Origin of the sequence: Psychrobacter sp. (assembly GCF_030454045.1) — a bacterium.
Classification (GTDB): domain Bacteria; phylum Pseudomonadota; class Gammaproteobacteria; order Pseudomonadales; family Moraxellaceae; genus Psychrobacter.
Map to the genome: position 1 here is coordinate 31,354 of NZ_JAKDJE010000018.1, position 14,678 is coordinate 46,031.

At 42.6% G+C, this 14,678-nt stretch carries 8 protein-coding genes; 3 read left to right on the forward strand and 5 right to left on the reverse strand.

Annotation, left to right across the window (positions count from 1 at the left end):
- Positions 1 to 116 precede the first annotated feature (116 nt).
- The 3 genes from L0G63_RS05300 (at position 117) to L0G63_RS05310 (ending at position 2,771) form a co-directional block, all read left to right on the forward strand.
- The gene (locus tag L0G63_RS05300) at positions 117 to 629 is read left to right on the forward strand and encodes a hypothetical protein (RefSeq protein ID WP_301449700.1); all 513 of its coding nucleotides are present in this window, start codon (positions 117 to 119) and stop codon (positions 627 to 629) included.
- A 192-nt stretch (positions 630 to 821) separates the two neighbouring features.
- A complete protein-coding gene (locus tag L0G63_RS05305; protein ID WP_301449701.1) occupies positions 822 to 1,841 on the forward strand; it encodes an endonuclease/exonuclease/phosphatase family protein in 1,020 nt (339 codons plus the stop codon).
- Positions 1,842 to 2,078: 237 nt separating this feature from the next.
- Positions 2,079 to 2,771 carry a TetR/AcrR family transcriptional regulator gene (locus tag L0G63_RS05310; protein WP_301449702.1) on the forward strand — a complete coding sequence of 231 codons (693 nt, stop codon included), beginning with the start codon at positions 2,079 to 2,081 and terminating at the stop codon, positions 2,769 to 2,771.
- A gap of 98 nt (positions 2,772 to 2,869) precedes the next feature.
- Here L0G63_RS05310 and L0G63_RS05315 read toward each other — a convergent pair whose 3' ends face one another.
- The 5 genes from L0G63_RS05315 to L0G63_RS05335 form a co-directional block, all read right to left on the reverse strand.
- On the reverse strand, positions 2,870 to 3,655 hold the full coding sequence (locus L0G63_RS05315; RefSeq protein ID WP_301449703.1) for a hypothetical protein: 786 nt from the start codon (positions 3,653 to 3,655) through the stop codon (positions 2,870 to 2,872).
- 135 nt (positions 3,656 to 3,790) lie between these two features.
- Positions 3,791 to 9,124 carry a hypothetical protein gene (locus L0G63_RS05320; RefSeq protein ID WP_301449704.1) on the reverse strand — a complete coding sequence of 1,778 codons (5,334 nt, stop codon included), beginning with the start codon at positions 9,122 to 9,124 and terminating at the stop codon, positions 3,791 to 3,793.
- A 145-nt stretch (positions 9,125 to 9,269) separates the two neighbouring features.
- On the reverse strand, positions 9,270 to 11,345 hold the full coding sequence (locus L0G63_RS05325) for a hypothetical protein (RefSeq protein WP_301449705.1): 2,076 nt from the start codon (positions 11,343 to 11,345) through the stop codon (positions 9,270 to 9,272).
- 112 nt (positions 11,346 to 11,457) lie between these two features.
- Entirely contained in the window at positions 11,458 to 11,922 is a 465-nt protein-coding gene (locus L0G63_RS05330) for a hypothetical protein (protein WP_301449706.1), read from the reverse strand.
- Positions 11,923 to 12,271: 349 nt separating this feature from the next.
- Positions 12,272 to 14,305 carry a hypothetical protein gene (locus tag L0G63_RS05335; RefSeq protein WP_301449707.1) on the reverse strand — a complete coding sequence of 678 codons (2,034 nt, stop codon included), beginning with the start codon at positions 14,303 to 14,305 and terminating at the stop codon, positions 12,272 to 12,274.
- Between the last annotated feature and the right edge of the window lie 373 nt (positions 14,306 to 14,678).

Sequence of the window (14,678 nt, forward strand, 5' to 3'; positions counted from 1 at the left end):
AACTTATTATTTTTAACATCGAATCGTTTAAAAAATAGTCGCTGTCAGTGCCATAGTCGAATGTTCAACACGCCCAAACAAAATAATAATGTAATAAATCAATTAGGGATAATATTATGAATAACCATGACGCTATTGATCGCAGTGAAGTAAAACACATGTCAAAAGAGACAAAAGAAGATTTAAATGCTGATATGATTACTGGTGAGCCAGGCTCACATCCAGTAGGTACGGGTATTGGCGGTGTTGGTGGAGCAGCAGCAGGCGCAGCCATTGGTACCATGGCAGGTCCACTAGGTACGCTCATTGGTGGTGCAATCGGTGCAGTCGTTGGTGGCGGCGCAGGTCATGCAGCAGCTGAAGCCATTGATCCAACCCATGAGGAAGCATACTGGCGTGCAGAGTATGCCAATGCTGATTACTACAAAGAAGGCTACGAGTTTGATCGCGATCTACACCCAGCGTATGCTGTGGGTTATGCAAACCGCGCTCGATATCCAGCGGATGCCCGTTTTGAAGATCACGAAGCAGACTTAGAACGTTCATGGCATGAAGTAAAAGGCGATTCACGTTTGGCATGGGATGAGGCAAGATTGGCATCACGTGATGCATGGCACCGTGTATCATAAGGCCAATTAAACGCTACACATTTTATTGTTAAGAACGAAGTTGTTATACAATATATACTGCTAATGACCTTTATCAGCAGTATATATTGACTCAAAGCTTCCAAGGTCAAACTTTGGAAGTTTTTTTTGGCATAAAATTTGCTGTGAATCTATATATGCGAATATAAGAAAAATAATAATGACAGGGGACTTATGAATCATCCTGAGGGTAAAAAGCAGTTTTATATTGCGACGGCTAATTTATTGAATTTCGCTAATCCTAATCGAATTTATTATGACAATGCCCCAGCTTATGATAATAAGGCTTATGAGCATAAATTACTGGGATTGACAGATTTATTGACCAAAGCACATGCTGATATTTTGGCTGTCCAAGAGGTATGGGACGCTGATGCCTTAGAGGCTTTGGCTGTCTCATTAGGGTTCAAACCAGAACAAGTCATTATTCCACTTGCCAGTAATGACAGTGCCAGTCCATATACAAAAGGGCAAGGTGCCCAAAATACACCAGCGGTTGGTATTATCAGTCGTTTTGAATCACTAGAGACAACATTACTAGAAGAGATTGCACCAAAAGCTGTGATTGACATTCCAGATTTTGGGCTGCATACACGCTTTAATCGACCTCCATTAATCGTGCGTGTTGACGCATATGGTCAACCTATCACGGTTGTAACGGCTCATCTAAAAAGCAAGCGTGCGTTCTTTTTGCGTGATGACAATGGCAATCTATTAGAAGACATGGACGATCCGAATATTCGTATACGTGCCAAACTGCGGAGTCTGTGTATGCGTGCAGCAGAGGCTGCATCGATACGTATGTCCATTGTGGAGCGTTTGCATCATACACGTGAGCCGTTGATATTATTAGGTGATATGAATGATGTTACCAGTAGCGTGACCACGCAATTGATGACGGAAACGGGGGAGGTCAACTATGATAAGAGTATGCGTGATGTGGCACTTTTTGACGCTGCCCGTATCCAGGCTCGTTATGGTTGGATGAAAGACATGGCATACACACATATTCACCAAGGTATGCCAGAAGTGATTGATCAATTATTTGTTTCAGAAGAATTTTTACCTGATAGTAAGTTTTCGCTCGGTCAGGTCGAAAGAGTTGATTATTTCAATGATCATCTTAAGTGGGATTATGTAGATAGAGTAACAGATCATGGTATCATAAGAGCGAAAATTAGGCTTAATGATTAACCTCATAAAATTAGACAGTTAAGGCTAATAGAGTGTTAATCGATATATTAACTTTTAACCCATTCACGTCCCTTGCTTCATAGTGTATAAGCATTTATGATGCACCCTCGTTGAATATAGTAGCGATAACGTTGGCTCTACATTTGAGCCACTCGTTGATTCTCCAGTGATTTAGGACGAATGCTACTCAATGAAGATTGTATTTATGAAATAGGACGTAACATTAAGAGATTTACAATGAGTGATAACAAAGACGAAAAAATTGAAGATGTGTTAGTAGATTCGGAGTTGGCAAAAAAGCTTGTACCCAACAAGTTTAAATTTACTAGCCAACAGGGTCGCGCACGTCGTCAAAAACTTTTGGCTGGTGCCAAGAAATTGAGTGAAACACAAGCTATTAATGATATTACTCTAGCAGCTGTGTGTGAAGAAGCAGGCATACCAAGAGCTTCTGCTTATCACTTCTTCCCTAATATTGAGGCAATATTTCTAGCGTTGCGTTTTTTGAATGCTATCGAGATATTAGAGATGGTAGAAACCGTTGATATCGGCAATTACGACAGATGGCAAGGGTATCTAACCGCGCTTATCGATCAGTGCGTAATGATATTTCACAATGATGAGACCAAAGCCAAGCTTATCTACGACACCAATACGCCTGATTTTGAAGGGGATGAGTTCGGTGAAGACATGGATCATCAAATCGTTGATTTGGTATATAAGCGTTTATCAGAGCGTTATGAGATGCCAAACTTTGAAGATATCCAAAACACATTACTGATCGCTTATAGCATCGTTAATGCGATATTTACCTTGTCTTATCGTCGCTACCAGACCATTACGGATGACTATATTCAAGAAGCAAATACTGCATTTATCGCGTATTTACGTTGTTATCTGCCAGAGAAATTACCGCGCAAAAACCGTTAATGTATTTTTGAAAACCAAAAAAAGCCGACATATTTGTCGGCTTTTTTTTGGTTCTAATGTTGGCTAAAGCTCTGTGAGCGCCGGTTATGATTGATCGTTTAGGGTCTGGGTGTTAATACTTGTCCGCGGCAGACATCGTCACTGGCGTCTAGAGATGCATACTGGTTGTAGTAGTTGACGATAGATTGTTCTAAAGCCCCATTGGTCTGCGCATCATGGGCATTAATATAGGCTTCACGTGCTTGCTCAAGCCAGCGATCAGCCATACGAAAATGCATACCTGACTCGCGCCAACCTCGCTCGCATTGGTTGGTGGCAGCCCAAATTAACGCCACTTCACTAAATGCTATTTCACGTGGGGCTGACTCTATACCATTCGTGTCTTTGAGCGCACTGAGCGTTGCCCATAGGTCAGGTCGCATGAGAGCAGAGGTGGTTGGGATATCTTGCTGTAACCCTATGTTTTGTATTGTATCGTGCTTTAGGGCTTGCCATATCGACTCTGCCATTTCTGCCGCTAATAGGCCAGCAGGCGATCGGCTATTCATACTGTCCTGATGGATCGCGTAGTTGAGCCATGCTTGTGCTTTATAAGCAAAATATTGCTGACGTGCTGTTTTATCCCGTTGCTGATAAGGCTGTAATTGCTTTACCATACAATTGAGCACACGCTGCTGTCTGCTTTGGTATCTATAAGAAGAGGGCTGAGTGTCGATGTCAGCGCGGCAATCTACATCGCTGCTCACCTGACTAAGTTGAGCGGTATTTACAGCGATATTATCCTGCGCCAAAGCGAGCGGCACTATGCTCAGTAGTAACAGTGCTGTAAGCGTAGAGCGCACTGAATCTTTACACGCAATGGTTTTAATGACAGCGTTAGACATGATACAAACCTTATATGAAGGTAATGAGGACGAGTATTTACCATTATCGAGGCGACACTTACCGTTGATGTTCTAGTACATCATCAGATAACTGTTATGACACCACCATCAATCCGTATTTGCTAGATAATCAGTTTAAAAGGTAGCGTCATTAACTTGAGCAGATGCGCTATTTAGACGTTTGTTCTTACGTGGATCTTCACGCTTGAATAGATCCTCATCAAACTTAAAGCGCAGTCTAAAATAAGCCCCTTCTTGAGTACTATCATCATAAGCAATGTCTTCATCCACAAAGCCCATAAAGTTATAGCCAAGCGACAACCAAAGGTTAGTCATTGGGCTATAGCCAACTTCTGCGCCAAGTATGTAGGACATGTCATCGGCTTGCTCATTCCAGTAAGTGCCGGCCTGTAGGCCAATATCCCAGCGCTCAGTTAAGTCGTATAGACCTCGACCATATAGAGCATGGGCAGTGTTATCGCTACTGATGCCATCAGCACTAAATTTAGTATATTTACCGGCATAACGACCAGACAAGGTAAGCGGGCGAGTTGGGTGATAGTTACCATTCCATGACCAGATAATCGCATCTTTTTGATACGTATCGTTGCTAATATTATTATCGTCTAAACGATATTCAAGTTTGGCGAGCATATCGAGCTGATTACTATCATAGTCACGATAAGCTGCGCCTAACTGGAAACGATTGATAGTACGATCACCATCATCATAATCTACTTGTGAGTAGATGTCTTTAGCAAGCAAAGTTATCTCATCAGTGTAGCGGTAAGCAATACCAGCGCTACCGAGTAGCGTATCGCTAGTCTCGCCCCAACGTTTCTCTAAGCGACCTGAGGCCTTGTAGTTCTCTTGTGCTAAATATTCAACTCCAACACCAGCTGCAGTCGCTGTATTGTTCTCTTCGCCTTCTAAAGACTCAACACGCTCAAATAAGGTGTTTACAGTCAGTCCTTGCTGAATATACCATTTGTTTTTGAGGCCAATAGCCGCTTCAGCTTCACGAGCACTGATCGCATCGCGCATACGGTATTCGCTATAGACCTTACCATCTTTCATGTAGTTGGCGTCAAGCCCGATGACGGTGCGTTGACGCTCTTCGGTATCATCAAGGCCGTAGCTGCCAGATAGGCTATTGATTAGATCATGACGAGCATATAAACGGCCCAAATTACCAAGCGGCGTCTCACCACCGATAGAAGTAGCATTGCGCTCGCTGTTATCGATATCTTGCTCATATTCTGCAAATACTAGCGAGTTATTAAGCTTCGGTAGACGCGCGGTAATACGGGCGCGCGCTGTCGTACCTTCAATATCTTTATCAGCATTATTGACACTGCTAAGTGCGGATTGGTTAACGATATCATCATCGAACAGGGTATCGTCAGACGGGTCAATGGTATCGGTCGCGTCTTGAATATTGCGCGAGGCGGCTGTCGCGTCTTGTTTATAGTAACGGACACCAATCTCGCCGACGACATTAGCGCTCAGGCGCTGCTCGATACTGGCGAGCACTCCTTGACGGCTCGCTTCGGTAGTATGGTCTTTAGTGCGCACGCCTTCTAGTTTAAGCGCGGTCTTTTTGTCATTGATGAGATGCGCGACCTCAAAGCCAGACTCTTGACGACCAGCAGTCTGCGTAGAAGCACCAGTGACAAAGCCTTCGTCTGTATCATTATAATACGCTTTGGCGCGAGTGTTTTTCTTGTCATCATAATCCAGCTCTACGCGTAGCGCATCGCCGTCAGCGTCTTGAATATCTAGTTCTTCAGCATTGATCTGATTGCTAGGCTGGAAGTTTGGATTGTCAGCCTTATTCATTGCATATTCAGCGACCAGCTTTAGCTTGTCATTCATCTTGATAACGGTATTAACACTAGCAAGCTGTTCTTTATTAAGCGGATCATCACTGTTGACATAGCTGCCGCCGATAGCGACTTTATCCGTGAGCTGATGCTTAACGGCTACGCCGCCAACCAAATAATCGTCACCACCTTCGTCGACTTCTACCGTGACGCGTAAATAGATAGGATTACCCGCTAAGTCTTGGCTAGCGATAGGCGAATTCAAAAATAAGCTGCGGCTGATTGGGTCAATCTCATAATCCGCAAAACGCGTGAGGGTCTCACGGTTGACGATTAAGCCAGGATTATTACGGTCGCGAGTGATCACTTCGATAGTTTCCGAGTTCTCTAACACGGCATCGAAGTCTTCAGCTAATGGGTAGGGACCTGAGATACCTAAACCGCGAGTTTCATTAACGCGCTGTGACGTGCTGGTCTCAGCGGCAAAGGCAGTCACACGCGTATTATCATCTTCATACTGGGCTTTCAGGCCCGTCAAAGTACGGTTGTATTGACCAAGCTTGATGCCTTCATCATTATCGATTTGAGTTTTTAGATCGCCGTACATGGCGAACGAGCGGCCTTTATCAACGCGCACATAGAGCTTGCTGGTTGACTGCGCGTCAAAACCTTTGGCTGAAGAGTCGCCGTAGACCGGATAGTACTCACCAGGCTCGATATCACGGAAAAGTCGCTCGCCTTTTTTATCGCTGTCATAAGCGAGCGTTAATAGATAATCACCGCGGACTTTGCCTTTTAGGAACATAGCGGCGCGGCCTGAAGCGGCATAATCGTCATTACCTGATATCTCATGCAGCTCTTCTTCAAAAGCACCTTGAGCGTCAGTGATTTGACCGCCATCAAAGTCTTTGAGCGAGATCGCACCTTCGACAATACCGACCGCGATCAGCGGACGTAGCTGCGCGGTAAACTGTAGCGGAATCACTTGTTTTCTGCTACCGGTATCGATGACCAGCTCGCCTTTACCCGGTACGCTTGGCGCGGTGACGGGTATCAGTAGCTCACCACCATTGACGGTAATCTGGGTGCCTGCCGCTTCTTTACTACTGTCTTTTAGGTTGATACTGCCGATATTGGTATCGATAGTAATCGGCGTAGAAGCGACATAAGGACGACCATCACGATCCTTTAGGCTGATGACGATTTGATATTCACTCATGCCATCGGCTGGGACTAAGCTATCTTGAGTACGATAGTCAATCGCTTGCAAGCTATCGGGCGTCAAGACGTTGATCGTCTGCTCAGAGATGACTTTGCCATTGACGTCAGTTGCCACGCCGCGCAAGGTGTTGCTGCCGCGCTTCAAATCAACCGCGTAATAGTCAAAAGCGGTTACTTTTTGCTTTTCTTGCTCGGCGGTTTTACCGATTTGCTGCTCTGATACGGCTTTGCCATTGGCATAAAGGGTAAAGCTGCTACCTAGTGGCGCTTGTACTTGTACCATTTGCTTATAGCTGTTGAGCTGCTGGCCTTCGCTTAGATTAATAAAGGCAACATCGTTATTAGCAACTTCTTTTAGAAACTCTTCGAGAACTTTTTCTTTCGGTTGAGTGATAGTATTGACTTTTAGGTCCATACGTTCTTTAGCTGGACTAACCATCTCATTGACGATAGCTGAATCACATTGGATACCTTGATCTAGCGCATCGTTAGACTTACAGCCGCTGGCATCGACATTATCATCGTAATCGCGATCGTAGATAGGCTCTAGATCTAGCTTGCTCTTAATCGCTTGCTCAAGCGCGTTATTTTTAGCGCTGATAGACTTACTACGAGCGATGAGCTCTTCGTTTAGACGCTCAGTGCTATCACCCATACCGCCGACGATACCGAAATCGGCACGGTGCAGCTCACCATATTTCAAATCGACGAAACGGCTACCGGCATCGCCAGTATTACGGTTGCTTTGAATCACTAGTTCTGTAGCGTTTGGAATAGTGGTGCGATCGACTTTTAACACGTGCGTTTTGGCGCTAACGCCGTAGAAGTTATACTTACCTTCAGGGTCGGTAACGATAAAGTTGCCGTTTTCCATATAGATACGTACGCCTGCCACGCCAAGCTCGCCATCTTCTTTTTGCTGGATGCCATCGCGGTTGATATCATGATAGACCTTACCGATGATGATGCCGTCCGTATTCATGACACCGCGGCTGACCTCGATAGGCCACTGTGCCTCTATTGAAGTCAGTACTGATCCACCAGTTTCAGAGTCGCGACCCTGTGCGATGGCGCGGTTAATACCGTCGCCACCTAAGGCAGAAGAGCCAATCAAGACACGATAGGTGACTGTTTTGCTTTCATTAACTGCCAGATCACCCAAACCTAAGATTTGATACTTGCCTTCTACTGTGAAGTCGTCTGTTTTAGCGTTATCAACACGCAAGCTACCAGCCACATAGTCAAAGCCACGTGGCATCGCGTCTTTTAACTCAACATTATAGGCAGTAGATTTGCCATCATTCTTGATATTAATCGTATAGTTGACATAGTCGCCTAGCTCAGCAGTTTTCACATCACCTTCTTTGGTGACCTGTAGCGTAGGGGAGGTATCGTTTATGACGATGGTTGTGCTGAGATCTCGGTCAATTTTATTGAGATCAGACGCGCTAGGTTGCTCATCCAATCCGACAGAGGGGGCAATACAGGCGTCTAGGGTAGCCGTCAGCGTGTCGCCTTCTAGTGTCTGAATAATGGCATCGTTAATTGCATTTGCATTATTTTGCGTAGGGGCGTCTAAGCGATATTTACCCGTGTTCACACCGGTTTCGATAGCTTTTAGTGAATAAGTGTCACCAGTTCCAACTGGTGGATTGGCTGACTTGATGGTGACCCATACTTGGTCTTTCTCATCGCTTTGCAGGTTGCATTGTGCAAAGCTGGTTTCGAGATAGACGTTTTTGCCAATTTGTGAAGAGGTTGGCTCACTATCGAAAGCTTCGTTTTTGAAACCGATATCTGGTTTGACAATGACCAAGCTGTCAGTGGCTATGACTTCTTTTAGTGATGGATCCTCGGTGACCACAGCACCAAGCTGAATCTCGGCAGTATTACCGTCCTGAGCGTTGGCGTCAGACAGTGCTTGGACAATGAGCTGAATGCTCTCACTCTGTCCTAGCTTGATTTGGGTACTTAAGTTATCAAGTAACAGCTGCTGATCATCACCATCGACGATGCCGTTATTATTTAGGTCTTGATAGATTTTGATATTGGACAATGTGTCAGGCACGGTCAAAGTCAAATCGACAGTCTGATCGCTATAACTGGTGTTTTTTAGGACATTGATCCAGTTTACGGTGGTACTAGGCTCTACCGTTTGAGTGGCAGGCTGAGTCAGTTCGATACCATATTCGGGTAGTGCAGATGCTTTGACACGAACTTTATTAGAGTCAGACTGTAGAGTAACGTCTGATTGGTCATTGACGGTGTAGCTGGCATTTGCAACGTTATCAATCAGCTGTAGCACTGATTGAGAGGCTGCTTGTGCAGTATTCGATTGCATAAGCAACATCGCTAATGTCAACGCAGATACCTTGGCGGTACGCGATGATGTGTGTGTAAGCGCTGTCTGTATACGAGTAGTCATATATGTTACTTATCCAATAAAACAAAAATGCAAAAAGGGTGCAGCTATCCATCAAGCGATTATAAATAAAGCTTGAAGGCGTCTATAAGTACCGATGGATACTTATAGACGTTGAAAGTAAAGTGATATCAATTAAACTATTAACTTATGGTGTTGTCGTTGCATTACCCTCTTGAGTAATCTTTGCAGAGAACTTAACGGTTGCGACACTCTGAGGTGCTAAGGTTGTAAATTTTCCTATAACTTTAGAAGCAGTCGTCTCGGAAGTATTTGATCCTTGTGAAGGAGCAGCAGCAACATTGTCTTGGTAAGTAACATTAGTATTTAAATCATCCGATAAAATTAAACCTGTTACGTTTACACCACTATCAGCACTAAAGGTGTTGGTTGCTTCTAACTTATAAAATATGCATTGACCAGGAGCACCTTTTGTTTCAGCCTTTTTCCAATCACCATCTGCAATAGCAGTTACTGCCGTACCACATTCAGCAACCGCTTGATATTTTGATAAACTAACACCGCGCATAGTTGTAGTAGAGTTGGTAGGAATAGTCGTTGGAGCAGGTGTTCCATTTACTGTTGTTTGCGGTAAAATGGCAATAATCATTTTTTCAGTTTTATTAATATCATCCTTGCCATCAGTAATGCTTGTACCCTTGGTACTAACTTCTACTTTAATATTTACAGACTCATCAGGTGCTAAACCACCTTTAACTGCATCATTTAGATCATAGTTACCAGTAGTGTCATCTGCTTTTAATAAAGTATCACCAGCGTCATAAACACCATCACCATTAACATCTACAAAGACGCGATCAATGGTAACCGCAGGGTTATCAGTCTCTGGTGCAACGGTGAAGTAAACCTCATCAGGAGCATCAGCTTCTGTGATATCAGTGCCTTTGTTGGTGATAACATAGTCATAGATATTTCCTTCACTTTTCAGAGCTACTTCTTTGTTTGTACCTTCAGAAATAGTGATGTCACGTTTCTGGGCTGAAGGGCTAACTGTGGCATTAGTGTTGTCATCTTTACCATGTTTATCAGGATTATTCGGATCTTCGAATGTGTTTTCTGTTGTATTTGGATCAGTGTCATCGCCAGAGCTATCAGTAATATCGATCGTGCCATCACCATCTACATCGTCTGTAACAACAGCAAAGTTAACAAAGTTGCTAGTATCTTTCCATGCTCCTGCCTCATCTTGAGTTAAGCTAGCATCTGCTTTGGCACGGAAAGTAATGGTGGTAGTGGCACCAATCTCGATATCTTGCCCTTCCACTGTGATGGTTTTGCCGTCAGTTGAAACAATACCAGTTGAGGCAGTTCCATTAACTTTAGGAGCTACATAGTTAGCTTCACTAGGTAATATCGCGATTAAGCCTGCAGGCAGTGCGTCAACAATAGTGACATCCGTGCCTTTAGCGGTACCATCATTTTTAACTGTGATGGTGTAGTCTGCCCAAGCATTTTCATTTTTAAAGTCTAGGTTTTTGTCACCAAGATTAGTAGTTGCAGATTTCGTAATAGCATAAGTAGGTGTTTTGACAATGGCATTGTCAGTGTTTAGAGCAGTAGACGGTTGCTCTGCACCATCTAGATAAGTACTGTCTGCTGTAACAGTAAGGGCACCGTTTTGACCAATATAACGTTCGCCATTAGCTTTTGCATTAATGGTAATGTCAGCATATTGACCGGCTTCAAGCGTGATCGTGTCGCCACTGCTTATCTTGACAGGGCTACCTATATCAGCTCCTGCAGCATTTTTTACTTGATAGGTAATAATATCTGCTTCAGTGATATTATAGTCGAAACCTTTTACACCCTCATCTACGTTATCTAACGTAATCGTATAAGTGTCTTTTACGTTACCTGTGTTTTCTAGTTTGTGAGTAAACTCATTTGGAACTGCATTCTCTGTGGGTAAAATGTCACGGTTTTCGTTAAGGTCATCATTTTGTGTGGCGTCGTTAGATGTGGCGATAAGAGAAAACCACGCACTTTCAGTGACGTTGACAGTAACGGTATTAGATTTAGCTTCTTGTTCAGTATTGTTTCCAGTTACTTTATATTTTGCTGTTGCAACGTTACTAACGGCAAACACGTCAGCATTTTCATATCCATCTGCGCTTGGGCTTGCAGCCATAGCGCTAGTCGAGATGCCCAGCGCAGCAGCAACGCCGACAGCAAGCAAAGTATGGTTGAATAAATTTGGTTTCATAAAGAATCCTAAAAGGTTAAAGCAAAGTATTGCAGGTTAAAGTGAAAGTTCTAAATAGCGAATAAACAAAATGATTATTTATTCATTTAAAAGGAGATTTGATTGGTAATAATTAATTGACAATAGTATTGAGCGAGACATCAGCAGATTTTTTTGCTGGTAATAGCTTAATGTTCCAGCGTAATGCACGATATTCAGACAGTGGGATTTTGACTAGCTTGCCATTGACTTTGCGCATCAAGGGCATGTCAGCATAGTTTTTGCCATCGGTGCTAGCTTGGGCACTGGCTGGATAAGCCTCACCAGTGAAGGTCATATTGGCTGGGACAGGTAGCGTCACTGCCAAGTCGCTGATGTCTTTGTTAATTGTGTTGGTATAAGTGGCCTTATACTGAACGACAGTACCTGCAGCGGCATTTCTGACAGGCAAGTAAACTGTTTTGCCTTCGGCATCTTTCGCTACTTTATTGGCAGTCAGCTCCATAGATAGCGCGTCTTCTGCATAGGCTGCGCTCAGTGCGGCAGTCGATACCACACCAGCGATTAAGATACTACGTAAATAATTGAAACCTTTCATTGGGTATTCCTTTCTAAAATCACGACTATCAATGCAACCTTTACTTTACAGCTCATAGTATGACTTGATTAAGTAAATACGCTATAAATCACTATAATGAGTAGCTACGCTGATAGGAACGAGAAAATGTTCTCAAAGGTATTATTACAAAGCCTTTACAAACATTCATTATAAAAACGATGAGCGGTACTATTTAACCTCCCTATGGTAAGGGTATTATCAAAATACAACTGTTAATGTAAACCTCGCCAGTTGCCTTACAGTCGTCATTACCATCATTGGTATTATCTATCCTTTTATACCTTGTTTTAGTGTTATGCCACTAATAAATAAGCAAAAATCATGCCACTTAATTACCATATTTAGTATTGAAATATAAAGTTGCTTTTGACGGTATCGTGGTAGTAGCAGTATTGGTTAATTTGAATGGCTCGGTGATAATCACGCCATTGTCACCTATATTCACTAGACCACTATTTAGGTCCTTAGTCGTGCGTAAACTTGCAGCGATTCCTGAAGAGTTTGGTAAATGAAAGACTGATTCAACAGGTGTTTTTTGTAAAATGTCAGTAATACGTATATCAGTTAAGGTTATATGACCATGATTATAAGCTTCGATCTTGTAGGCGATACACTGACCAGGATCGACTTTTTCATCTTGTCTAGGGGCATTGATGCTAAATCCATTTAGAGGTGAGTCTTTATCGAGAATGTTGTTGTAATTGAGGTTAGTATCACACTGATGTACGTATTGATATTTTTTCAGTACTAACGCAGTTTGCTCTGCAATTACCTCGCCAAAGTTGTTATCTTCATAGAGATACACAGAGTTGTTAATGGGCACTTCTAGCCTATTAGGCGTTGTATCAACGCTGTAACTCCAAGGATCTGGCTCTTCCTGAATCAAGCAAATCTGGCTCTTACCTGCTACCGCACTGGCAGGTACCGTAAAGCTGTAACTCCCAGTATCCGACACATTTTGATGCGTTGTACCGGTTATGTCTGTGCTATTACAATCTGTTAGTTTCACTTTCAAATTATTAAGAGCACTGCCATCAATACCCGATTCACCATTATCAAACACGCCATTAAAGTATTTATATGTATTAATAAAGCTGTTGGTAAGATCGTTTTTAGGGCTACCGCTTAACCCGCCGTTATCGTTGAAGACGATGCCTGAGAATGTATACTGAGACGGTGTGTTAGTAACGTTACAAGTGATTTCATCACCGTAGCTTACATTATTTATCGCAAACGTGCGCCGCGTACCATCAGCATTCACTGGCATCTCACCACTACTAAAGACTACATCAGTGCCAGTGGTTGCGTTTGAACAGGTATAAGTGGTTTGGTAGTCAAGTAGATTACCATTGATGATTTGCTCAGAGACCGTATAGTTAACTCCTTCGGTCAGGGTAGTGACTGTGGTTGTGTTGTCAGTGACTACATCATTAGATCCAGTCGTTGTAAAAGCTTCTACAAAGTCATTATTATCCGTGCGCCGCAGTTCGATACGGAACTGATCATCACCGTCTACGCGGCTACCATCCAATAGTTTGTTCACGATAATCTTCGGTGGTGCAAGGCAGAAATAAAAGTCAGAATAACCAGTTGCATGAACGCCACTAGTTTCGCGTTTTTCATTACTATGTGCCAAATTCAAAGCCTTATTTGCAATCTGATAGCCCCAAGTAGCATCTATAGTACACTGACCAGTACTACAGTTCTCGCCCTCTTTAGCAGTTACAATATTTCGCTGCGGGTTGATATTGTGAAAAATGCTATTAAAAGTTAAGCGACCATTATTAGCTGAAACGTCAACCTGTTCAATATATGGAGCTCTGTCTTCATAACGTGGAAAAAAAATTCCTCCAACTCTTACGCGAACCGTAGTCGAATCTAAATCTTGTATCTTATAGCCTACCTTACTAACTGGCCGATTGATACTAACGTCTAACGTATGATCGGTCTGAACTTGTGTGGAGTTATGCACTAAATTAATAGCATTAGAACTAACGCCATTATTAGAGCCATAAAACGGCACTGTACCATCCCTATTATTTGCATCTATTAAAAGTGGGAAATTGATAGTAAATGTTTTATTACCTGAGCTTTCATTAAAGATAAAGGTACGTGACCGTTCTCCATTTACCCAAGATGATAAACTTGGAGCTGTACTAGCAGTATTTGCGATAGTATATTTTTTATGACCTATAGGGCAGCTAGCAGCATCGAAGTTATCAGGCGTAGCAAAAGGATTAGCCAAAGCCTGCCTACTAAACATAAAAAACAGTAATACCCCTACCATAACCAACATTTGTTGCAAGTACCTACTATAGAAAGAATTATCGAGAGTTGCTAAAAATTTATGAGACTGACGCATTTTGTCACCTTTAATATAATTATTTATTCGATATCTGTGGCGTAGGTAATACATTTCTTACTGATTTATTGCTAATGAATGCCATAATTTTAGCTATATTTATGCAGCTTGTTAAACTTTTCGATGAACGGTAGTTATCATAGGATAGAAGGTTGTTTTAATAAACTTATGTTTATTAAATAACTTATTACATCTATTCGATAAAAGAGGTGTTTTCCATACCTTTTTGATAAACGGTTAAAAAACCGATATAGCGCGCATACAACTATCACTGACTATAGATACGGCAATAAGTATGCCAAAGCAATCTCTAAATCTTAATATAGTCAGCTCAAAATAAAATTGTTATGGTTAGGGCAAACATCATAAAACA

What these genes read in the sequence shown, in the direction of transcription:
- L0G63_RS05315 (WP_301449703.1), bottom strand. Translation starts at nt 3,655, where the DNA reads ATGTCTAACGCTGTCATTAAAACCATTGCGTGTAAAGATTCAGTGCGC.
- L0G63_RS05305 (WP_301449701.1), top strand. Translation starts at nt 822, where the DNA reads ATGAATCATCCTGAGGGTAAAAAGCAGTTTTATATTGCGACGGCTAAT.
- L0G63_RS05310 (WP_301449702.1), top strand. Translation starts at nt 2,079, where the DNA reads ATGAGTGATAACAAAGACGAAAAAATTGAAGATGTGTTAGTAGATTCG.
- L0G63_RS05325 (WP_301449705.1), bottom strand. Translation starts at nt 11,345, where the DNA reads ATGAAACCAAATTTATTCAACCATACTTTGCTTGCTGTCGGCGTTGCT.
- L0G63_RS05320 (WP_301449704.1), bottom strand. Translation starts at nt 9,124, where the DNA reads ATGACTACTCGTATACAGACAGCGCTTACACACACATCATCGCGTACC.
- L0G63_RS05330 (WP_301449706.1), bottom strand. Translation starts at nt 11,922, where the DNA reads ATGAAAGGTTTCAATTATTTACGTAGTATCTTAATCGCTGGTGTGGTA.
- L0G63_RS05335 (WP_301449707.1), bottom strand. Translation starts at nt 14,305, where the DNA reads ATGCGTCAGTCTCATAAATTTTTAGCAACTCTCGATAATTCTTTCTAT.
- L0G63_RS05300 (WP_301449700.1), top strand. Translation starts at nt 117, where the DNA reads ATGAATAACCATGACGCTATTGATCGCAGTGAAGTAAAACACATGTCA.